This window comes from Pseudomonas sp. ML2-2023-6 (genome assembly GCF_037055265.1).
In the GTDB taxonomy this organism is placed as follows: Bacteria; Pseudomonadota; Gammaproteobacteria; order Pseudomonadales; family Pseudomonadaceae; genus Aquipseudomonas; species Aquipseudomonas kulmbachensis.
This window is the reverse complement of the sequence record NZ_CP146347.1, coordinates 2913938-2936682: the sequence shown is the minus strand read 5'-3', so window position 1 is coordinate 2936682 and position 22745 is coordinate 2913938. Positions and strand designations below refer to the sequence as shown.

At 49.7% G+C, this 22745-nt stretch carries 16 protein-coding genes and 3 pseudogenes; 8 read left to right on the top strand and 11 right to left on the bottom strand.

What is annotated here, in order from left to right:
- Nucleotides 1–23: 23 nt before the first annotated feature.
- Nucleotides 24–1556, bottom strand: a complete 1533-nt coding sequence (locus tag V6L79_RS13495) for an MFS transporter (RefSeq protein WP_338578942.1) — start codon at nucleotides 1554–1556, stop codon at nucleotides 24–26.
- 172 nt (nucleotides 1557–1728) lie between these two features.
- Here V6L79_RS13495 and V6L79_RS13490 point away from each other — a divergent pair, with 172 nt between their 5' ends.
- Nucleotides 1729–2616, top strand: coding sequence for a LysR family transcriptional regulator (locus V6L79_RS13490; protein ID WP_261741963.1), 888 nt, complete (start codon nucleotides 1729–1731; stop codon nucleotides 2614–2616).
- Between the two features lie 363 nt (nucleotides 2617–2979).
- On the opposite strand, the pseudogene V6L79_RS24750 reads toward V6L79_RS13490, so the two are convergent.
- From V6L79_RS24750 to V6L79_RS13480, 3 genes and pseudogenes are all read right to left on the bottom strand, one after another.
- Nucleotides 2980–3084, bottom strand: a pseudogene (locus V6L79_RS24750) (transposase); the annotation flags it as partial.
- 184 nt (nucleotides 3085–3268) lie between these two features.
- Entirely contained in the window at nucleotides 3269–4900 is a 1632-nt protein-coding gene (locus V6L79_RS13485) for a sensor domain-containing diguanylate cyclase (protein WP_338578941.1), read from the bottom strand.
- Between the two features lie 442 nt (nucleotides 4901–5342).
- Nucleotides 5343–7742, bottom strand: coding sequence for a membrane-bound PQQ-dependent dehydrogenase, glucose/quinate/shikimate family (locus V6L79_RS13480; protein WP_338578940.1), 2400 nt, complete (start codon nucleotides 7740–7742; stop codon nucleotides 5343–5345).
- 879 nt (nucleotides 7743–8621) lie between these two features.
- Here V6L79_RS13480 and V6L79_RS13475 point away from each other — a divergent pair.
- Both V6L79_RS13475 and V6L79_RS13470 read left to right on the top strand, forming a co-directional pair.
- Nucleotides 8622–9914, top strand: a complete 1293-nt coding sequence (locus V6L79_RS13475; RefSeq protein ID WP_338578939.1) for a carbohydrate porin — start codon at nucleotides 8622–8624, stop codon at nucleotides 9912–9914.
- A 93-nt stretch (nucleotides 9915–10007) separates the two neighbouring features.
- Nucleotides 10008–10523 (top strand): annotated as a pseudogene (locus tag V6L79_RS13470) (tyrosine-type recombinase/integrase); the annotation flags it as partial.
- Nucleotides 10524–10737: 214 nt separating this feature from the next.
- Here V6L79_RS13470 and V6L79_RS13465 read toward each other — a convergent pair.
- The 4 genes from V6L79_RS13465 to V6L79_RS13450 all read right to left on the bottom strand — a co-directional run bounded on the left by V6L79_RS13465 (nucleotide 10738) and on the right by V6L79_RS13450 (nucleotide 14814).
- Nucleotides 10738–12597 (bottom strand): DUF3732 domain-containing protein, encoded by a 1860-nt coding sequence (locus V6L79_RS13465; RefSeq protein WP_338578938.1) that lies wholly within the window; start codon nucleotides 12595–12597, stop codon nucleotides 10738–10740.
- Entirely contained in the window at nucleotides 12594–13052 is a 459-nt protein-coding gene (locus V6L79_RS13460; RefSeq protein WP_338578937.1) for a three component ABC system middle component, read from the bottom strand. The genes V6L79_RS13465 and V6L79_RS13460 overlap by 4 nt, the downstream gene beginning before the upstream one ends.
- A gap of 2 nt (nucleotides 13053–13054) precedes the next feature.
- A complete protein-coding gene (locus V6L79_RS13455) occupies nucleotides 13055–14269 on the bottom strand; it encodes an ABC-three component system protein (protein WP_338578936.1) in 1215 nt (404 codons plus the stop codon).
- Nucleotides 14270–14679: 410 nt separating this feature from the next.
- Nucleotides 14680–14814 (bottom strand): hypothetical protein, encoded by a 135-nt coding sequence (locus V6L79_RS13450; RefSeq protein ID WP_007968539.1) that lies wholly within the window; start codon nucleotides 14812–14814, stop codon nucleotides 14680–14682.
- A gap of 714 nt (nucleotides 14815–15528) precedes the next feature.
- On the opposite strand from V6L79_RS13450, the gene V6L79_RS13445 reads away from it, so the two are divergent.
- Entirely contained in the window at nucleotides 15529–15738 is a 210-nt protein-coding gene (locus V6L79_RS13445) for a hypothetical protein (protein WP_338578935.1), read from the top strand.
- Between the two features lie 54 nt (nucleotides 15739–15792).
- On the opposite strand, the gene V6L79_RS13440 is transcribed toward V6L79_RS13445, so the two are convergent.
- The gene (locus V6L79_RS13440; protein ID WP_322151346.1) at nucleotides 15793–16002 is read right to left on the bottom strand and encodes a hypothetical protein; all 210 of its coding nucleotides are present in this window, start codon (nucleotides 16000–16002) and stop codon (nucleotides 15793–15795) included.
- 503 nt (nucleotides 16003–16505) lie between these two features.
- Between V6L79_RS13440 and V6L79_RS13435 the strand changes: the two genes are divergently transcribed.
- The 3 genes from V6L79_RS13435 to V6L79_RS13425 all read left to right on the top strand — a co-directional run bounded on the left by V6L79_RS13435 (nucleotide 16506) and on the right by V6L79_RS13425 (nucleotide 18590).
- Nucleotides 16506–17387, top strand: coding sequence for a DUF2971 domain-containing protein (locus tag V6L79_RS13435; RefSeq protein ID WP_338578934.1), 882 nt, complete (start codon nucleotides 16506–16508; stop codon nucleotides 17385–17387).
- A 72-nt stretch (nucleotides 17388–17459) separates the two neighbouring features.
- Nucleotides 17460–17981 carry a hypothetical protein gene (locus V6L79_RS13430; RefSeq protein WP_338578933.1) on the top strand — a complete coding sequence of 174 codons (522 nt, stop codon included), beginning with the start codon at nucleotides 17460–17462 and terminating at the stop codon, nucleotides 17979–17981.
- A 60-nt stretch (nucleotides 17982–18041) separates the two neighbouring features.
- On the top strand, nucleotides 18042–18590 hold the full coding sequence (locus V6L79_RS13425; protein WP_338578932.1) for a hypothetical protein: 549 nt from the start codon (nucleotides 18042–18044) through the stop codon (nucleotides 18588–18590).
- Nucleotides 18591–18837: 247 nt separating this feature from the next.
- Here the strand turns inward: V6L79_RS13425 and V6L79_RS13420 are convergent, their stop codons facing one another.
- The gene (locus V6L79_RS13420; RefSeq protein ID WP_338578931.1) at nucleotides 18838–21360 is read right to left on the bottom strand and encodes a DEAD/DEAH box helicase family protein; all 2523 of its coding nucleotides are present in this window, start codon (nucleotides 21358–21360) and stop codon (nucleotides 18838–18840) included.
- A 50-nt stretch (nucleotides 21361–21410) separates the two neighbouring features.
- On the opposite strand from V6L79_RS13420, the pseudogene V6L79_RS13415 reads away from it, so the two are divergent.
- Nucleotides 21411–22264, top strand: a pseudogene (locus V6L79_RS13415) (IS5 family transposase).
- On the opposite strand, the gene V6L79_RS13410 reads toward V6L79_RS13415, so the two are convergent.
- Entirely contained in the window at nucleotides 22248–22682 is a 435-nt protein-coding gene (locus tag V6L79_RS13410; RefSeq protein ID WP_338578930.1) for a DEAD/DEAH box helicase family protein, read from the bottom strand. The pseudogene V6L79_RS13415 and the gene V6L79_RS13410 sit on opposite strands and share 17 nt — an antisense overlap.
- Nucleotides 22683–22745 lie beyond the last annotated feature (63 nt).

Here is a 22745-nt window from a genome sequence, read left to right as displayed (position 1 = left end):
CCGAGAGCCTGTCCCAATCGGATTCATGCCGCGGCTCCCACTTCTTCATGCGCACGCCATCGACCCAGCAAGGCGAACACTAGCAACGCAGTCAGTGCTGAAGATGCAGCCAAGATGTACAAAACCCAGCGGAATGCCTGATCGTAGGTCGCCAGCAGCAAAGCACGCTCGCCGCTGACCAAAGCACTGGCATGCGCCAGATCGCCGAGCGCGACGCGATTGGCTGCCTCGATCACAACGGTTGGATCGGTCGCGGATAAAGTGCCAAGCAATCCGCCCTGAATTAAGAACGCCAGCAGCGCGCCCGCCACCGCGATGGCAATCCCGTCAGCCGAAACACGCACGCAGTTGAAGATGCCGGTCGCCATGCCTGCACGCTCTGTTTCCACTACGCTCACGGCCATACCATCCATCAACCCCCAAGGCAGGCCAATACCTACGCCGATCAGCACCAAGGGGGGTATCAGCGCAAAGCCTGCCCCACCGGACAACACCTGGGCCACCCAGACCAATCCAGCCGCCACCAGCAGCAGTCCGATGCCAGACAGCATGCCGGAGGTGAACCAGCGCGATAACAACGCGGCAAAAAACGGCACGATCAACAGCGGCGCAGCCAGGGCTACCATCATTTGCCCCGCTTCCAATGCGCTCAGACCGTCGATACCGATGAAGCGGCCCGGCAGCATCACGATCAGCGTGACGAAGAAGAAGGCTGGCGATGCAGCCAACACCTGCACGCCGACGAATCGGCCACTGCCGAACAACGACAGGTCGAGCATCGGACACGCAACGCGGCGTTCGATGCGTACGAATGCGATGAATAGCACTACTGATGCCAACAACGTGCCGAGCACCGAAGCACTGCGCCAGCCCTCTTCCGGCGCCAGCAGAATGCCGTATGTGAACAAACTCAGCGCGGCGGTGAAACTGAGGGCGCCTGGCCAGTCCAAGCCGGTAGAGTCAGGGTCTCGGGACTCAGTGGCGCAGACCCACACCAACAGGAAACCGGCCATGCCAATCAGCGCTGTCGCCAGGAACACCCAGCGCCAGCCCGCCACCTCCACCAGCCAGCCTGCCGCCAGTGGCCCGAAGGCCAAGCCTATACCAAACGTGGTACCGAGCAGGCTGAACACGCGAGTACGTATCGGGCCGCGAAAGGTCTGTGCCAGCGAAGACATCGCGCCCGCGAAGGCCGCGGCGCCACCGAGCCCTTGTGCCAGGCGCAGCCCGTCGATCCAGCCCACTGTCGGCGCCAGCGGGATTAAGAACGTCATCAGGACGAATAGCGCCAGCCCGACCAGCCACACGCGCTTGCGACCATAGGTGTCGGTCAGGCTGCCCGCTGCCATCATGGCGCTGCCGTAGGTCAGGATGTAGCCGTTGACGACCCAGTTAAGTTGTACCGCGGTCCCGCCCAGCTCCTGACTGATGGCAGGTAGCACGACGGCCGGCCCGGTGAAGCACAGCGGGATCAGGATGCCGGTAAGGCATGCGGCTAGCAGTTGCAGCCAGTCGCGTCCGGTGGAACCGCTTGTGGCGGTCAGGGCTTGTGTCATGGGAAGCATCCGCAAAGAGTGATTAGAAGGTCAGGCAGCCGTCCTAAATCTCGAAAACCAAGCAGACAGCCGGATCTAACCTGTGCAGCCGTCAGCGTAAGTGCGGGCCCGCTCAAGAAAAATAGGCTAAGGTTCCGAACATATCGGACAAATTTTCTTATATCGGTGAAGAATGGACTCCCTCAACGGCATCGCGTTCTTCGTGCAGGCGGCGGAAGCCCGTAGCTTTTCGCAAGCCGGGCGCGTGCTCGGCGTCTCGTCTTCCGCTGTGGGCAAGAGTGTGGCCCGGCTGGAAGAGCGCCTAGGCGTGCGCCTTCTCCACCGCAGCACTCGCAGCATCACGCTGACCGCCGAAGGCACGCTGTTCCTGGAGCGTTGTCGACGCATCCTCTGCGAGGTCGAGGCGGCGCAATTGGAACTGTCGGAAACCAGGCAGTCCCCTCAAGGCAAGCTGCGCGTGAGCATTCCGCTGGTCAGCAGCTTGGTTATGCCGGCGCTGACGGCCTTTATGCACCGCTACCCCGCCATCGAACTGGATGTGGATTTCTCGGATCGGCTGGTTGATGTAATTGAGGATGGATTCGATGCCGTCATTCGCACCGGAGAACTGGCCGACTCCCGGTTGATGTCCCGCACACTGGGCACCTTCAAGCTGCTATTGGTTGCCTCGCCCCTATACATCACCGCACGCGGCACTCCGCGCGTACCCGCCGACCTGAGTGGCCACGCTGGCTTGCAACATAAGTTCCCGAGTACCGGCAAGCTCGAGCCGTGGCCCTTGTGCAGGCCGGAGGGCGAGGCAGAACCCGTCCTCTTGGCCTCGATGGTATGCAACACCACCGAGGCCCTGCTTCACGTCGCCCGCGATGGCCTTGGAATCGCCTGCCTGCCGGACTTCATGGTGCGTGATGCCATTGCGGCCGGCGAACTGGTGACGGTGCTGGACGACTTCAACCAGCATCAGGGCACCTTCCGCATGCTTTGGCCATCGAGTAAGCACCGGGCGCCGAAGCTGCGCGCGTTCATCGACTTCATGGGCACGGAGCTTTTCAAAACCTGATCCGGACTGGGCCACATAGGCGCCGATGCCCATCACCTGCGCCTATCCAGGCACTTCGTCGCGATGCGCTGACGCCTGCCGCGTCTGCTAAACCATCAGTGCGATCCCCAGGCCCACGGCAACCGTCAGCGTGCCGTCAACGCACTTTGCGAAAGTCAGAAGGCACCCACTGATGTGGCAACAACCGCAACCACCCGCGCCAGTGCGGTTTCAGTGCCGGCGCGCATATCCATGGGCTCGGTGGCGAGCCAGATTGAGTCGATACGGATCATCGCAACAGGTCTCGAAGAAAGGTCGCGCAAGCGGCTGCATGGTTTTCTGCGTTTGCACTCGAATCCATTTATGGACGAGGTTCGCGTTGAGGCTGTGGGTCAGCGCGACATTGGCAATCGAGGCACCGGGCTGAGCACACTCTTGAATAACCTGGGCCTTGAAGGGTTTGGAGTAGGAACGGCGTTGTGGCTGCATGAAAAGACCCGCTTAAAAGGCTAGAACTGGTGTCCACTTAAATTTAAGTGCACACCATGTCTTGGCTTTGCAGGCCGGGATAGATGACTTCGCCGGACGGATACAAAGCAGCCGCTCAAAGCTGTCAACGAAAATAGGGACGATTCAGGGTTGTAATTGGATATATCTACGATCAAGGGGCGATTCATTCGGATCCAGATTGAGGACTCGACTCCACGCGATTACGCCCCCCTTGTTTGGCACGATACAAGCATTCGTCCGCCCTCTTGAGTACAACCTCTGAGGTAGTAGATACGTGTTCACAAGTCGCGACACCGATCGAAGCCGTGATATGTCCAACACCAGAAATGTCGCATGTAGCGATTGCCTGGCGAATTCGCTCGGCAATTATGCTCGCCGAATCGACACCGGTCTCCGGCAAAATCAGCAAGAACTCCTCTCCACCCGCTCGGCAAGCGAAGTCACCATTGCGTGAATGACTGAGGAGTGTTTCCGCAACCTGCTTTATCGCCACATCACCTTTGTCATGGCCGAAGGTGTCATTTACCCTTTTGAAATGGTCTATATCCAGTGACAATATGGAATAAGTTCGACCTGCCTGCTCCAGCCCCCGCAACTCATCATTCATCGCTCGACGATTCGCCAGACCTGTCAGAGGGTCAGAAAGCGCCTGCTGGCTTAGACGCCCCATCTTTGCTTGTAATAGGTACACACCGGCCAGCATCGCTTGACGGATAGAAAAGGCCTCCAGATACCATGCCTTCACGTTTCGAAGTTGCTCAGAGGCTTGCGTTGCAGCCAATTGCCCTGCGATCGTGGAAAGCTGGTGCAATGGCCGACAGATCATCAGAGCACCTATCCAAATCAGTACAAAGCCGATCAATGCAGCAGGTAGCATCCCAAAAATCATGTCGTGCATCAACGTGTTCAAGGGTGCAAGGCTAACCTCGCGAGGCTGCTGTACGACGACGGCCCAACCGGCTCCAGGCACCTGAGCATATCCAGCAAGCATCGGTATGCCCTTATAATTAGGCACGGCCACGGACCCGCTTTCGCCACGTAAAGCCGCATCCACGGTCTTGCTCCATCCGAGGGTCTCACCAATACGCGACGCATCAGGATGATAAAGTAGTTGACGATCCTGATCGGCGATGAAGGCAAATGTACCTTCATGGTTAAAGTGCCGGCTGATTAACGTGTGAAGTACACTATCCTGCTGCAGGTAAATCGAACCGCCTATGATTCCAATGTAACGGTTTGAGGAATCATAAATAGGTTCTGAGACGAATACGACCAGATTACCAGCTGCTGATTCATAAGCTGAGCTAATGTAAGGACGTTTCACATCGATGGCTTTTCGAATCGCATCCGATCGCAAAGTTGAACCATTGATTTGCAGTGTGTCTGGGTACGCTTCCAGAACTTTGGCATTAGTATCGACAATCGCTATCGAGTTAAAATCTGCATCCTGCTTTTGTAGGCGTACAGCTTCGGCCTGCAGTGCCTTGGCATTACCCCACTCCTTGCCCAACTCGTCGGCGCTATAACGCAGATGGCTTTGTGCAGAATGAATGAATTCAGAGAGGCTTGAAGCTACTTTTGACGCGTAAGCACTGTTTGATTGCAGCGCATGGTCCATCAAAGCATCCCGCTGCACTCTATATGCCGTGATGAGACTATTGCCCAACGTAGCCAGGACAGATAACAGTACGAGGGTGAGAATGAGCCAACGTAAGTCCAGAATGACTGCGGGCTGCCTCGTGCTCACGTTCTCATCGGTGGACGAATTCTTGGGGTTGCCTGCTCTTTCCGTCATTGTCTACCGTGACACCTCTATTGTTGTATTCCTGCTGCGAATAGCAGCTCTGCCAGTATAATCTCTGAATCGCCCCTGGTTTCGTAGAAACATTTGAGCGACTGTTTATGGCCCAGAGTGTGTAAAAACGAGTCGCCAAATTCGAAGTGCGCGCTTCTACGTTAAATCTGAAATTCATCAGCACATCAGCAGATGTGGATTTTGCGTAGAAGCGCGGTTTCCAGTCTGGTTTTGAGTAACTTTCGCACTGAAAAACGTTTTTACACAGCCTAGGTCGAAAGCAGACTACCGGATCTATGAGATCAGTCGAAGCCCTCTCCTCGTAACAAGCACCAAATTTAAGGCGTTATTTAGGCCGAAGCCGAACAACAACTGGCATTGAACAAAAAAGCCCGCCTGTTGGGGAGCAGGCGGGCCATTTCAGTTAACGTCAATCAAGGCGTTATTTCTGGATGATGCTGTCCGGCAATGCATAGGCAATGATGTAGTCACCGACATCAGGCGAGTGGCTCATGCCACCTGCGGAGATGACCACGTACTGCTTCCCGGTGGTGGGTGATTTGTAGATCAGCGGGGCTGCAACCGCGCCAACCGGCAGGCGGGCTTTCCAGACTTCTTTACCGGTGGCCGAATCCAGCGCTCGCAGGTAGTAGTCCTGGGTGCCGGCGAAGAACACCAGGCCAGATGCCGTTGAGGTCGGGCCACCCAGTGTTGGCATGCCCAGCGGGATTGGCATATGCGTTTTGATCCCCAGAGGGCCAGTGTCCTGGACGGTGCCCAACGGAACCTGCCAGACCAGTTTCTGGGTGTTGAGGTCAATGGCGCTCATGCTGCCGAAGGGTGGTGAGTTGCACGGGACGCCCAGTGGTGACTGCAGAATGTCGATTTTCACACCGCCATAGATACCGGCGACTTGTGGGCGAATGGTTCCCATGAAGCCCGGGACTTCATCGGTCGACACGTTGAACTTCTTGGTGTCTTCCTTTTTGACCAGTGACATCCGCAGCGGCATGCGCATGTCATTGACGAACATCATGCCGGTGTTTTCGTCGATGGAGATGCCACCCCAGTTCATGCCGCCCAGCAAGCCAGGCCATTCGATGTACGGTTTTTCACTTGGCGGTGTAAACGGACCCAGGTAGACGGAGTCTTTGAACATGATCCGGCAATACAGTTGGTCAAAAGTCGTCACGCCCCACATCGACTTCTCGGTCAGCGGGTCGACACCAATGGTCGGCATCCCGACCGAGAACGGCTGGGTAGGCGACAGGTGCTCGCCTTCTGCTGCTGGAGAGGTAGGAACCGCGCGTTCTTCAACTTCTGTAACCGGCTTGCCGGTACGGCGATCCAGCACAAAAATGTTGCCGGTCTTGCTGGTCTGGATCAAGACCGGAGTCTTCTCGCCCTGGGCGTTTTTGATGTCATAGAGCACAGGCTGCGAAGGCAGGTCATAGTCCCAGACGTCGTGGTGAACGATCTGATAAACCCATTTGGCTTTACCGGTTGATGCATCGACTGCAACGACGGCCGTGCCAAACTGCTCTTTAACCTGGTTGCGATCACCACCCCAGTAGTCGGGCGGGCCATTGCCCGTAGGCAGGTAGACCAGATTCAACTCTTTATCGTAGGTCGGAATTGTCCAGACGTTAGGCGTCTCCAGAGCGAACTGATGATCGTCTGCCGCTGTGTTCTTGCCCTCGGGTGCACCTACATCCCAGGCCCACACCAACGCACCTGTCAGAACGTCGAATGCGCGAACGGCGCCGGAAGGTTCGCCCGCCACAATGTCCCGTACCCAGCCACCGACCACGGTGAGGTGGCCCATGACAACCGGCAGCGAGGTGGGGTGATAGCGCTTGCTGTTTTCAGTCGGGCCCATGCCTTTCTTGAGATCGACATAACCGTTGTCGCCAAAGCTCGGACACAGGGTGCCGGTATGCGCATCAAGCGCAAACAAACGGGCATCCACAGACGACACCAGAATACGCTGGCGGCACTGCTGCTCATTGCCATATGACGCCTTGACCTCAGCGCTCAGACTGTCGTCTTTATCGATGTCGTAATAGCCCACGCCACGGCAGGTCACGTGCTCTTCACTTTTGGCTTTGGGATCGAATTTCCAGAGCGGGGTCCCGGTATCACCGTCCAGCGCGGTTATCAGGTTTTCCGGTGTGCACGAGTACAGAACATTGCCGATCTGCAACGGTGTGTTTTCATCTACACCCGCGCCGGCACCTGTGGTGCGACGACCTGTTCTGTAGGTCCAAGCAACCTGCAGGTCCTTGACGTTGTCCGGGGTGATTTGCGTGTAAGGAGCAAACCGTGTTCCCGAGGCATTACGCCCAAAGAACTCCCAGTTTTCAGGTGCGTTGGAGGGCTCTTCGGCCTTGGGGGCGTCAGTGACGGCGACCGGGTTCGAGATCCCGCCGTGCGGGTAGAACGCAGCAATAAATGTCGCGACCAGTGCCAGGAATACGGCAAACCCGAACCGGTTAGCGGCGCGCCGGGTGCTCAGGGACGTGTCCGGCAACGCGGCGCCGACCCACAGACTGAGTGTCAGGATGATGGCCGGAATGACCAAGCGTGGCAGCAGTTCCCAATAGCTGAACTGACCCACTTCATAAAAGGCCCAGGCACAGGTTGCAAAGAATATGGCAACAGAGAGGGTAATACCCAAACACTTGCGCAACAGAAAGAGTGCCGCCAGTGCCAGATAAGCCAAGCCTGCGATCAAGTAATAACTTGACCCGCCCAGCGCCACTAGTTTGATCCCGCCATAAATCAAAGCCAGTGCCACGGCAAATACAAACAGGGAAAACAGCACCCTCGCGATAGTGCTCATTGAGCGTCTTGAAGTTTGAGATGGTTGGTCATTCGTCATTTCGTGAATGCTCTATGGGTGAATACAAAACTGCCCGCACGCTGTGCGAACAGCTGGGTCGAATGTTCAGTTCGACCCGTAAAGGGCTGGGCATAGCAGGTGTCGGAATCAGAATTACCGCCCTGCCGACAGCAAGCGAGCACCGGCAATCAGCGCAGCAGGTTGTTGCAGTCGCAATGAATACGCCGAAGGCTCTACGAAACGCGGGGAGGTGTTTGTCCGGGCACTGCTGGCTCGACATTCCGAGAGTGAGCTGGAGACGCTGAGCTATTTTATACGGGCACTTCTTGGGATAAATCCAAAGGTTTGAGAAACATTGTTGGTGAAACAGTAATAATCCATGGCAACGAGGGGGGTGCAGCCCCTTATGTTTTCTCTTCTTTTTGACGTGCGAGTGATCTCAAAAGCAATAAGCGTTGAACACTAAGGATCGCCGTTTCTGCAAGCGAAAGTCCGGATATCGCCACCGGATTATTACTATCTCTCCAATAATGTTTCTTAGTTCCCTGGATTTATCTGAAATAAACATCGGCATAAACTTAGTCTTACGGCTCACACAGGATGACATTCACCAGCCCTGCCACTTTCAGGCCCTATTAGTCGTGTGAAGCGAAGATCCGAACGGCTTCGAGCACCTGCACTGCAACCCCCCCGTCATAAACCCGCTCATGGACACCCCCTTGCACACCCAAGGAGGGACTAACTCGGCCCGGGATCAGGTACTAACACCGCAGTTCTCGAGACGGTATCAGGCCAGAAAAGCTAGAGCTGGCCGGTTCCTGCCGTGCCAGCGTGTCGTTGAGCGATACACCAACATTTTTTGCAACGGAGCACACCCCAATGTTTTTTTCTTTCCGCGCGCTGCTGACCTCCAGCCTGTGCAGCGGTCTGTCGCTGTGTATCTTGAGTCCGTCTTCAGCACTGGCTGACACTTCCGACCTGATGAGTCGTTCGACACTCACCGGCGATTGGGGTGGTGAGCGCCAAAAACTGGCGGACAGGGGCATCACACTGACCGGTGACTACAGCTCTGAAACGATTTCCAACCTGCATGGCGGGATCAAGCGCGGCGCGCGCTATGCGCAACAAATACGCATGGGCGCCAAGTTTGATCTGAGTAAACTGCTGGACACCCCGGACGCCGGATTTGTGCAAATTCTGGTTAACGACCGTCGCGGCCATAGCGCCACGGAAGACTTGCTCGGCAACCGCCTGTCTGCACAAGAAAACTACGGTGGCGAATACACGCGACTGACCGAGTTCAGTTACCAGCGCAATCTGTTTTCTCCGGACGTGTCTGCCAAAATCGGCTACATGGTGATGGGCACCGATTTTGGTGGCATGCCGATCCTGACCAACTTTGTGAGCGCCGGCTTTTGTGCGCACCCATTGACCATGTCCAGCGGCAGCGGGTGGGGCAACTACCCGACAGCTCACTGGGGTGGAGAGTTGCGTTACGGCGTCAACGCTTCACTGACGCTGCAAACCGCGGTATTCCAGGTCAACCCAGAGCACAACAGCCTTCCCTCCGAAGCGTTTTCCATGCCCAGCCACGACTCCACCGGGGCCATTCTGCCGCTGGAAGCCATCTTCAATAACAACGCCTTTCTCAATGGCCAATACAAAGTCGGCTGGTACTACGACAGCTCTGACTCGCAAAAAATTGGTAGCACAGAAAAAAGCAATAACCGCACCGGGGCTTACGTGTTGATGGACCAGGCAATCTGGAGGGATGAGCAAGACCCTGAAAGCGTGCTGCGCCTGTTCGGCCAGGCGGCCACCAGCAACGCAGCCACCTCGCCAATGCGTCGCTGGTACTCGGTCGGCCTGGTCAAGCAAAAGCCTTTTGCCAGCCGCCCGCATGACAGCATTGCGTTGGGTTATGGCCGGGCCGTACTCAACTCCCGTACGCGGGATGCACAAGAAGCAGCGGCGACCAGCTTCGGCGAATCCGAGATGATCGCCAACCTCGACAATGGTGAGCAAATGATTGAGCTTAACTATGGCGCGCAAGTCACCCCCTGGCTGCTGCTGCGTCCTGACCTGCAGTACTACATTGAGCCTGGTGCGTTCTCCGGCAAAAAAAGAGGCAACGCTTTGGCCGTGGGCTTACAGATCAAAGCTACGTTTTAAACAGATGGATTGTGTGTGGTTTCAGCAAAAGCCTACGGACATTCACGATATCTCTATCTAAACTTCAAAGCTCCATGACCAAAGTACCCCTCATCAGAGGCCGCACAAGAACTGAAGGATGCAATGGACTTGGCATATCTGACTGGGCAGCGCCCTGCAGATGTACATAAGATTGCAGCCACCGACTTGAACAACGGCTTTCTGCTGATTGGCCAAGGCAAAACTGAAAAGCGCCTGCGCCTTCGGTTGGAGGATGCAGGCATCCAATCGGGGTTAAGCACCTTTATCGATGAATTGCTGGAGCGCAGAGCTCTCAGCGGAGTTAAAACGTCGACGCTGATCACCAACTCGTCCGGGCTACGTATGAGCCAACAGATGCTACGCAACCGCTGGGACGATGCTCGGGAAAAAGCAGCAATCAAAGCCGCGACAAACGGTGATCCAACACTTGCTGCCAACATTCGGCAGTTTCAGTTCAAGGATATTCGCCCCAAAGCAGCTAGCGAGATTAAGCTAACGCACGCAAGTCGATTGCTGGGGCACTCCACCGAGGAGATGACCAAGAAGGTTTATCGGAGGGTTGGGGAGATTGTTAAGCCAACAAAGTAACCCATATGTTTGACACTAATTAACAGGTGCCACCTTTCCATCAATAAACTTTAAAAAGTTCCTTTACCCGGTGCAACCCTAATGACCGAAGGGCCGCAAAACTCCCCCCGAGATTAGACTAGATTAAAAGCGGACAGATTTAATTTTGTATATGGCATACAAAAACTAAATCCGCCCCCTTTCTACGGGTCTCGGGTGACCAGGCAGCTCACAATCAGCTTCGTGCTCTATTTTTCCACTCCATTGGAATTAGAGCATTCGCCTCTCGGAACTCTGGTAACACATGCACATTTTTCATACCTGTAAAAACATCGACTGGTACATGCTCTAGTACAATCATTTGAAATTCAGTATCGTGTTTCGATTGCATACGACTTATAAAACTATCGAGCATCACAAAGGCTTGACTTACCCGCGCGGCATCTGAACTTTTTAGATGAGTTTCATCCTTAACTTTCTCCTCACCGTAGTAAGGCCGGCTAGGTTGATCCATGAACAGGAAATTCGGCACGAAACGTGACTTATTTGCGGCTGATGCTTCATGCAAAGCGAGGAATAAAATCAGATGCATGAACATATGATTAGAGCTACTACCAACGTTTTCGACGAGTGATGACTGTGGCTTCCTAAGTTGCAGGATGTTGTGTTTAAAGCTGAATGCTGGATGCCATGTAACGTAATTATCCATGACGAAATCGGCTTCGGTCAACAGCGCTTGTGCAATATCGTCAATTTGACGATTTACGTTTTGCCGGACCTCCGCGACATCGTGCACACTTATTTCATCAGCAGATTCTTGCAAATCAGCAATTTGCCCAGTATAACTGTCTCGATTATCACTCGAAACCTCATGATACGACTCGAGCTTGGCTTCTATTCTTCCGAGAAATCGAGCGAGGTCAATCGCTGTTTCAAACGACCTTGGTTTCTTAGGAAGGGAATCTATGAAATCTTGCTGTTCCTTCCTTTCATTTTCATAACTTCGCAACATACTTGCTACTTGCGTATCCACAGGTTGCTTCGTAGCAGTTGCCAATTTCAATGCCCGCAAGTCAGCATTTAGACCAATCATCAAGTCTTCGAAAAAATCAGATTTGACTAACTGGCCTGCCTGACCCAGCAGTGTTTCTAATGGCTTTAAGCTATCGAGCGTGACTTTTAGTGTCGTTTTATATTGTTTATGTTCATCAGAGAACTCTCTTAGCTTCCGCATTTTTCGGTTGAGTTCAAACATCTTCGCCTTAGCGTCGGCAAAACGCTTAGCGTCTTGACCTGTTGCTTCGGGTGTAGGACAGCTCTCAACGATTCCCTTCAAGAAAGCAATATCTACGACTTTTGGAATCTTCTCAATTAAGCCGTATTCAGCTGCAGTAGCTGCAATCTTTCTCGCCTCCCCCTCAAACAAACTCTTTCCGCTTGTCAGTTTTTCTTTCTTTTTTTCGAGGTTATCGATTTGTCGCTGAATATCTTTTTTGCGTTCTCGAGCAGAAATATTTTCAAGAGTATCAATACCTAAGCTGAGATCCAGAACTTGGGGGAGCGCTACTCGGTAGCGGTCTTTTTGCTGATTGTCAAAATAGACTTCACTATTGGTTATCGTATTTTCCGACATGGTATTCATTAACATGAAGTACCGAAACGACATCTGAGTCCCTTGCTTGAGACCGCGCCCGCCCCAAAGCACAACACTACTATCCAACCCAAACTCCGCTTGAAGAATGGTCTTAATATCGTCGCTCTTTGCATTAGCCTCGGGGAAATCAGGCAATGTGCCGATACTGGAAAAATAGAGCTGATCAGATACGTGCTGAGCAGTTGGACTTTTTCTAGCAATTGTCAGCGTCTTATCATTGATATAGAACTGAAGACCATACCATGAAACATTGTCATTAATGACATCATGCGGTAGTTTATGCTCACTAGACAGAAGACAATAATCGATGATATGCAACAGCGATGTTTTACCGCGACTACTGCCACCAGTCAGAACGTTAACTTTTCCACGCTCAAACTCAACATCACGAATTTCACCATGATTGGACCATAGACGAATCTTATATATTCCAAATTTCACAATTGCACCCGAAAATTTAAATATAACTCTTCTTCAGAAGACTTTAGAAGGTGAGCGATCTCTCGCGAGGCTGCCGTAATAAGTTCGACCCGCTTTCCAAACTCGGGCCCGACCTCAAGCTCTTTAGCCTGGAAAATAACATCATCGTAAATTATCAGGCCCAGACTATGTAATAGTTGCAATCCATTGATCGTGTGAATTAAGCTAGCATGATATCGCTGACTGAAATTATGAACAAAATCTGGACGCACAGCAGTTAGCGAGGAAATTTCTCGTGAACGAGTATTTCCATTTGCTAAATATTTGACTGTCGGAGCATGCATTACGATTGGCATTATAAGAAGTACTTTAGGCAGGGTAAGGGAATGACAATGCTTAAGTGTCATACCAATAGCAACAGCCGCAATACCTGGATTATTGTATCCATTCCAAGTCAGGGTATGCTTTTCACTCATGCTCACATTTTCTCCCAGTCTTGATGCCAACCAATTCGACCTATATCTGAGAGTTCATAAAGCTCGCCATTAGAGTACTCAGTACTAAGTTCATCGCCGCCCAGCTTGTATTTTTCTTGGCGCATCGTATTGATAATGGACTGACCCTTTTCCTTAACTTGCTCCGGCTTACAGCTTCGATATGCCATGCGATAATTATTTTTCCATCTTAAATGAACTTCGCCATGTAATGCTTGGATTTCATCATTAACAACCTCTCCATTCTGCTCCCACTGCTCTAAGCTACGGGCCAATCTTAGTTTATGAGTTGTGTATTCAGTGATAATTTCCTCTTCGTGACTGTAGATATCATCAATCGCAGAGAGTTGCTGAATAAATATTTGGCTTAGGAGATCATCTGGAAGCGAGGGTTTAAAACGTAGACTGGAGAGTTTATTATCTCTGGCATCCTGAAAAATACTCCAAAATCTGGAATAAAAATCATCAAACTTTACGACAAAAGCTTTGCCATCCAATATTGACAAATAATTACTATCTCTTATGTTAGAGTTAAGGCGCTCATAGACTTCATCAATTCTGCTAGGCTCAATAAATTTCTCAGCAATTGCGTTTTTAATTTTTTGAATGATCTCCGTTTCAGAAAGTTCAAAATGTATTTTCTTGAAGAACTCCCGCTTCACGGCTACTGCGAGGCCTGCCACAGCATTTATGTATTCTTTCATAGCAACATCCGAGGTCGAATCCTTTAATTCTGACATCCTAGAACTGACGCTATCTAAGTTCTCCGAACTGTGATCATCGACGTAAGCTATTAGCAACTTGGCGAATTCGTTAGAGCCACTAACACTCTTATTAGTTACAAGATGAAACTCTGTCTTAGTAACAAAAACCAACTGAGCAACTTCGGTTGAGCGACCATCATTTTCATCAGAGATGACTTTGGCCCAATTATGAAGAGTTTTCCAGAGGTCGGCATCGAGCTCCGTGAGCGCAATAGGTTTTCCGCCAGCTTGCTTTTGGATCGTGTGCTTCAATTGAAATAAGAGCTGCAGATCATTATCAATGTCAGTGTGAACGTCGTCCTTGATTTCTAGACCGACAGACTGACCTTTTTTTAGGTTTAATATTTTGTAGAGAAAATAATAGTACTGGTAGTCAAAACCGGCGCTAGCACCTGGCGCAGCGGTCTTCTCCATAAATGTTTTCGGCGTGCCCATTTATATGTCTCAGTGTGATCATTTTGCCATTCGGACATGATTGGCAATTACTGAGAATGCCATCCATGACTTTTCGTGGGGGGCATAAAGCCATGACCGACCCGGCTATGCAACTATTTTGATATCACACTGGCTAGTAATAATACATTTCGTAGTTTTGCCTAGTTATTTTCTTTTGAAAAGCTGTACATACGAACAGGACCAATCAAGTTGTTGTATATACATACAGCCCTACGCCGTAAAAACTCCTCCACTAATTCATTGCTTTCGATACTAAAAAAGACAAGTAATCAGGCGAAAAAACGTAGCAATGGTAGATGTGACGGCTATATGCGCGGGGAAATGAGCTAGTGCTTGGCTAATTAAAAGCCCTCTAGAATGGTCAATAAAAGAGGGCTGTCCATCTGCAGTTAGTCTCCAGGCTTGTGCTTATGGATAGGCAATGTCGGGTGTTTTTTATCGTTTGGCGGGTTCACGTGCCGCCTGCGGTCTTCCTTGCCGTCTTCACGCTTGGGTTTAGGACCAGGTTTAATATCTGTAAACATGCGTACTCCTGTAAAGAACTGTAAATGAGAGGCTATGAAAAAGTAGCACATAGCCATTCATGTAGTTCATTTAGCTGAAAGCCCCCCACCCAAACCGAGCCCCAACGCTTCGAAGGCACCACTAGAGAGATCCAGCCCATATATGCGCCCAAATCAAGAGATTTTCGCTTTTACAGTAATTTCGACACCATTTACGGAGTCGTGACCAACTCAGGGATGCTGTCTGACCGCTTCTGACCTGAAGCAGTCCATGCGCGAAGACCCTCCCCTAATTGACCATAATTGGAATGCCCGCCCCATACCCCGGATGATCAATCGCGGCTATCCACGCGTCTAAAGAGATACCAATTTACAGCTTGTAAAAAGGGTACTTGCAGAAGCGATCCAAAAAGTTGCGGAATTCATCGTCAAATCGCAGGCATAAAAAAACCCCGTAGACCAAGGTCTACGGGGCTTTCGAATGTGGAGGCCGAAGCCGGAATCGAACCGGCGTGGGCGGATTTGCAATCCGATATGAAAATTCAAGCGGGCCGTGGCTTGTAGCGATATTCCTTTCCGAAACTCTGGCAGTAGCGGCCCTCTGCAAGCCCCGTAGAATGCGGCCTCTATCTTTTGTTTAGGAACTGTTTTTCAGTCTTCTTCCGGCGTCCTGCCTACGTACGAAAATCCATTTCCCCCTCGCCTGCTAGACTGTTCCTTCATAGAGGATCACATATGTTGAACTCAGATCTGATTCCCGCACTGCTTTACAAACTCAACGAAAATCAACTTGCCTTGGAAGCTGCCATCATGGAGCTAACGATATGGGTTGAGCAGCAAGAGTCATCTGAGGTGGGGGGAAATATTCGTGGCGCGCTAGAGGTCATTACGCTGAACGAAAAGTTCATCAACGCTTCACTTACTGAGCTCATGCCTCTTGAATGAGTAACCGGACAGATGTGGACATATATTTCTCCACAGCAAATTGCTTGAAAATGATTAGTGACGCGTGATGGCATTAGCTTCGTCCGCCAGAAGCTGATAATCAGTTACCGCCTGGACAAGCGAGTCAGCCAATATCCGCAGACGCTCCACTTCTTCAGTTGGGCGCCCTGCTTTTTTGGCCTCTCGATAATGATCCTGTGCCTCTAGAGCCGCTGAGATCAAAACCTCCCCGGCTTCGGCCATTCCCAAAATCGTCCTCTTCATAAGCACTCACCAACTTGGTATTAACATCAGTCTAGCTGCTGGCTACTAAGTGTTGGCTTCTACAAGATGGTTTCCGTGGCCTCCTAGCACCCCATTCAGGCTTGTACCTCTACAGGCCCCTAAATTCAAGGCTTCGCGCTTGGCACTCGCTGCAACGACGCCCAACAGTGCTGAACCGTGAGTGACAACATCACTCGAAAAGTCACTCGACCTTTTTTGCCCCTCACCATATTCCTGCCGACCGAACAATTTTCCAAAGCTACCGGCATGAAAACCTATCCAGTCGCATCATCGTAACCCGATGATGGATTGCTAAAGAGCTTAATTTAGAGGGGTTTTAGGACATACCTGACGCGCTAGTGCCATTTATGTTCGATCTATACGAGCCTGTTAGGCTGCCCAAGATTTGGACTGAATGGTCTATGCATCGCGCCTCGGCCCCATTGGCTCGGTGGAAAAGACATGGTGGCATAATGCCCCCTAGTCCGTCAGAGTCCGAGACAATGTCTAAAGCATTTTATAAGTACATGACTTATAACACCGCAAAAATTGTGCTTGAAAATCAAACGCTTCGATGGACTACTCCTGCGACCTTAAATGACCCATACGACATCCAGTTCGATCTTCGCATTGATTTTGACCGTGAAAAAGTTCTCAAAAATGCACTGGAAAAACAATGGAGGGTATTTACTGGCGAACTCAAAGGTTATCCAGGCAATCCAATATCAGTCATGATGGACAAACTGAGACCATACCTCCGACAAATGCCCAAAGATTTTTTTATGGAAAAAATGGAAGCAGGGATCAAAAAATCATTTGAAGCGCTTGATAAAAACATCCAACAGACACGCCAAATTACAAGAGAGAAGCTTTCCACCTGCAAAATATTGTGTTTAACGGATTCACCTACCAATCAACTTATGTGGGCATACTACGCAGATAGCAATAAAGGTGTAGTACTACAATTTCAAAATGAGCTAGGAGAAAGCAGCCCATATCAACTGGCAAAGCAAGTATCCTACACGTCTGACATGCCAATGCTATTTGAGGAAGACGAGCTTTCCGACTTCCTGGCGGGGCTAACTACTTTCGATCAAAAAAAACCAACTGATGCGTTGATTTATACTAAATCGGATGCATGGAAACATGAAAGCGAGTGGAGAATTTTCGCTGGAAGCGGGCGCAGCAAAACTGCTCCTCATGAAGATAAGGCATTTGGCTCCAGAGAGCTTACAGGTGCAGTATTTGGCTGCCGCATGCCACCCGAACAGAAAACTGCCTTATCTTTAATAATTACTAATCTATATCCACATGCAGAAATCCTTCAGGCCGCCCCAGCCAATCACTCTTTCCAGCTTGAGCTTTCTCCTTTTAATGAGGCTTAAGTAAATGCGTTGCGGGGGCATGGATATCCCAGGCCCAGCAACAACTCAGATTTATGCTTAAGGAGCCCCCCCTTGATTCCAAATATATTTATGATGGACTTTGAAAGAACCGAAAATTCAGATGAGCTGCACGGGATTTTTGGCAGAGCACTTATAATTGCTACGCGTTTTGACTCTATGTGTGCAGCTGCCGCAGACACTGCCAACTCAAGGGCGGACCTAATTGCAAAGAAGCTACTCGACGAAGCCGAATATAAAAAATTCGTATTACAAACCACCAAAAACCACACAAATTTAAACAATAGCATTTTAGCGCTGGGCTTATCTGCTGACGCTTCAGACATCCTGCACTCGGCAAGAATGGCCAGAAACTATATTGCTCACGAGCTTTCAATAGGATTAACGGGGTGCCTAGACACCAAAATAGATGACAACACTATAACAAAAGATATTTCCGAATTGATTGAGAGGATAGCTAATGGCGACATTGTCATCTCCGCTTTAATTTCACTACGAAACAATGACCCGCTACCAAGAATTCAATCCATCACTAAATATAAAGAAGAAATAATTAAATGGGCAGTAAAGAGATGACAAACAACCCCCCCTTAATCACAAACATTTCTTAAATCCAATAGAGGACAACACAAGATTATGAATTACGTCGGCACTGCGTTCAGTCAGCTCGCATTTGCGTGGAAGCTGTATAATTATGCTCTTGAAGGGAAAATCAACCTAGCAGAGCTAGATCGACCACTGACTTTTCAAGGTGGAGGAATGGTGTTTGTACTGCCGGACAAGGTGCTCGATACGCCTGATGATATGATTCTGGCGCTCCAAAACAATCTAGTGATTACGTTCGGTGCTGCTGCGATCACTCTTAACCGTTGTCGCGAGGAAGCTGGGTACTTGCTTCCAACCCAGATTGAGAGTGAAACAGATCAGTTTATCGGAGCGACCTATCAAATCCGGAATGCTTTCGCGCATGATATAGCCGAACCGCGATGGAACATGACCAACCAACGGTATGCTCGAATCTATGCATTTGGCGGCATACATATTGACTTAACCAACGTAGGCACGAAGATATTCGAGTACCAGGACATAGGAGGTCCAGACGTACTCTTTCGAATGAAAGAGTATGCAGAAGCCCACCTTTGGCATTCCAGTGTTATGCCAGGCAAACAAACCAAAAATATTTAAAGCCACTCAGGAGCTTAAACACCGCGACAATTCGTGATTTTGTAAATGCTCAACAGCGGCCTGCAGGGTAGGGTTTTTTCGGAATTTCTAGCAAACCTTACCCCTAAGGACCACTGCCTATCACACAACCTGAGGCTGAACACCTACGAAAACCCAAGTTCTATGAAAGCTTTTGTTACTATATTTCTTCGCTGACCAAACGAGAATTTCGTTAGAGCTCATAAATCTAGGCAAGAGAGCCTGCGACTCATGCGCTTACGATGACTTTAAGTTCAGTTCCAGAAATTGCTTTTACATATGAATAGCTTGTTCCCAAAACCGCTAGCATTTCATCAGAGATTTTTGCTTTCGAGATAGCAGGCTGCACTATATAAAAACCCAATCTCAGCTCCAAATCCCTGCATTTATTTTTCAAGATATCAAGCCGCACTGCATCGCCCTTCAGCAGCCGATTGAAACCGCTTTCTAACGAATTACTGTACCTAAACAATAACTGGCCAAATAACTCCTCCCCATTATGAAGCCATTTTGCAGAGCGACTTGCCTGCCCAGAGATCACATATGTATCTTCAACCCGAGCACCAGGTACATCCCCTTTCCTGCAATACTTGCAGTGATAGAAATCCACTTGTATATGATCGGCGTTTTCACGAATCGCTACTAAGTCCGCAACCTCACCTGCCCCATCATCATTAAAAACTATGTCGTAGCCATCTTTTATCTTAGTAAAGGTAAACCCTTGTACCGTATCAAGCTCTCCAAGCTTGCCCATAGACTCCTTATTTATCCGTACGCCTTTCCAGTCCCAACTACTTAGTAGCTTAGCGGGTAGCAATACATTGAGCGTTTTCGGACAGTAATTTCTATAGTTCCCTAAAATTACAGAGCCATCGGTCTTCAACAATTTCAGCGGGTTACTTTCTAGGTAGTCAGAAAACCTCATCCCACCCTTGAGTATTATTTCAACATTATTGCAAACAACCTGATAGCCATCCTGCACAAGCACTAGCTTTATGGAGAACACCTCAACATCTTCTTTCAATACAGGAATGGATAACTCTTTCTCGCCAACATATACAGGCGCACCACAAGAGAGATCCATGAGACTATACTTAACCCCTTCTACGACAACATAAGTACGACGTTCATTTTCTATATATATAGTCTCAGGCCAATCCGCAAAAAAAAGCCCCTTCGGCCATTTCCCGACAATTGGCTCCGTGCGAACCACATATTCAAGAATATCTTTAGTATTTATCTTATCATCATTGATTTTTTTTGATACAGCATCACACCAACTTGTCCAACCATCAATGGAGTCAGAATCCATTTTCCAAATTTTACCTTTCGCAGAACATCCAGCAGTACTTTTATCACCGTTCTCAAATCCAATACCAAAAATATTAGATTTAATTGCCGTACCGTCTTCCAAATCACCTAGCACAGCAGTAACATCCCGTCCTACGTGCATTGTAAACCTTAGATCACGCGTACCACGGGTAAGTCCAATATTTTGGAACTTCAAGAGCTCCATATTATGCAAGACTCTAAACGTCTTATCACCAGTAACTTTTACAGCCTTACGGGAAATTCTATTTTTAAATTTTAACGCTTGCCTTTCATCCCCAGAGCAGTTAATAAACAGCGTACCTGTTTCTCTTTTATAGTATGCAAGATACAAATACCAATTAACTGAAGATATTTCTTCTGTATTAGCCCACGCCACAGAGCACTCTTCGCGCGTAACTGCCATCACCAGGTCTTGTTTTTCGCTGACCGTATAGAGTCTAACCTCTTCACCAGCAGAGTTCATTTCCTTTGCGCCAAAGGGTAGCCAGTCAACGGGCAAAACTGAATATGCAATTGCACTAATATTAGGCGCAGGATTTAAGGCAAGTATTTGACTTCCATCTTCAACATCATCGAACTGAGCATTGAAGGCCTCACGCTGCAACTCTCGAGATATTTTTTTCTCACTTACATCTTTAATTACGGAGCTCCAATCCGCGCTTTCAGAATACAAGGCTGACATTTGACCATCTACATTTTGATTGGCAATATTAGCGACAAACTTAGCAGCCCCCAGCTTTGCATCCACTCGCGTTAAGCGACCAATAAATTGCAGCGTAATGGCTGGACTACAATGTTGATCATGCAAAGCGGCTATCTTTAATTCTGGAAGATCAAACCCTTCTCCGAGCATATTTACGCAAACGATGATGCGGTGCTTTTTGCCTTTGATATCATTTATCAATCCATCAGCAACACCACTTTTACTATGCACAAGCACAGGACTTAAATCATCATGCGCTTTGTAAATACTAAATATCTGTTTGGCCTTTGTGATTGTTTTGGCGCGAGCCATCAAAATGTGATCTTTCCCCTCAGCAAGATCCTTTCGAAGCAACTCAATTGCCTTGTCGGCAATTGCTTGATCGGCAAGACTAGATTGATACTCTCTTACAGGGTGAAACTCTATATCTTGGAAATATCCATCACTCTGAGCATCTTTAAGTGGGTAATTGTAAATTATATCTCCTTCAAGAGCAGCTTTATCCTCTCGAAAAGGAGTGGCCGTAAATTGCAGACATGGCTTACCATCAAAAGCACGTTTAATCTTAGACCAGGTTCTCGCTGCTACGTGATGAGCCTCATCGACAACTAGATTACTAAAAGCAGCCACTAACTTGGCTAACGTTGCGTCATCGCATAAATCCAGAGCGTTTGGAGTAGAGATAACAATATTACTAGGCTCTGTACGTAAACCCAAGAAATACGATTTTCTGTAAAATACACCGCCATTAAAGCCAGGAGGCCAAGATGGCAAAGCGGTATGAACTCCCCGACGCAGCCTGGGATCTGGTTGCAGATATCTTCACCAAAAATCAGCGCACCGGGCGCCCTCGGGCCGATGATCGCCTGATGCTAAACGGTATTCTCTGGGTGCTTTGCTCTGGCGCAGCCTGGCGAGACATGCCCGAACGATTCGGCCCTTGGTCAACGATCTATCAACGGTTCCGGGGATGGCGTGATTGCGGAGCTTTTGATCAGATGCTCAAGCGTCTTCATATCCGATTGAATGAGCAGGGTTTGATTGACTTGGAAACATGGATGATCGACTCCACTGCCGTACGAGCAACCCGGGCCTCATCAGGTGCCGGGAAAAAAGGGGATTTGAAGAACCGCAAGACCACGCGCTCGGGCGCAGCCGGGGTGGCCTGACGACCAAGATTCACATGCTGTGCGACGCCAATGGTGTGCCTCTGCGTTTCCTGTTGTCAGGCGGACAAGCCAGCGATATAGCCTATGCCCAACCGCTACTCGATCAGGCTTGCATACCCAGCCTGCGCGGTCGCCCACGCAAGCGTTGCCGCTGGTTGCTGGCTGACAAGGGTTACGACGCTGAAGCGCTGCGCCAGTATTGTGATCGTTATCGCATGCAGCCAGTCATTCCGTTGCGAAGCATGAAGCGCAAAACCAAGCCAGGATTGCCTCGACTTTTTGATCGCCCCAAATATCGGCAGCGCAACATCATCGAACGCATGTTTGGCTGGCTGAAGGAGAACCGTCGCATCGTGACGCGCTTCGACAAGCTCGCAACAAGTTTTGCGGCGATGGTCTCATTGGCCTGCGCTATGCGGTGCTTGCGACAATACTTTACGTACAGAGCCTAGCAATGATTTTGTCAAAATCACCATCATCCAGTGAGCCACTCATTAAATGAATTACAGGAGCTAGTACAGCATCCCCGATAGCCCCCATTTTGCGAAGGTTTTTCAACTCAAGAAATTTATCCGCTGTCTGGCGCCGAAGTGCATCAGATGGTACGACAACTAGTGTTCTTTCGAAACAACCAGCTAAAACTATTGCAATAATAGTATCTGTTTTTCCAGTGCCTGTAGGCATCACTACCGTGGCCGGCTTTGCCGGAGAAGATATCAGGTGCGCAAGCGACGTAAATACTGCAGCCATTTGAGGCTTTCGAAAGCCGAAATTATTATTAATTGCGCTTGGAGCAATTACTTTTAATGGATTATCTACCCAGCTTTTATAAACTAGGTTATCAGCATACATATCTAGGTTGAGCGTCATAGAATCCTTTCATACTTCCAGTTGAGGAAAAGTTTTCCCCTCTCTCTGATGGCTAAATACCAT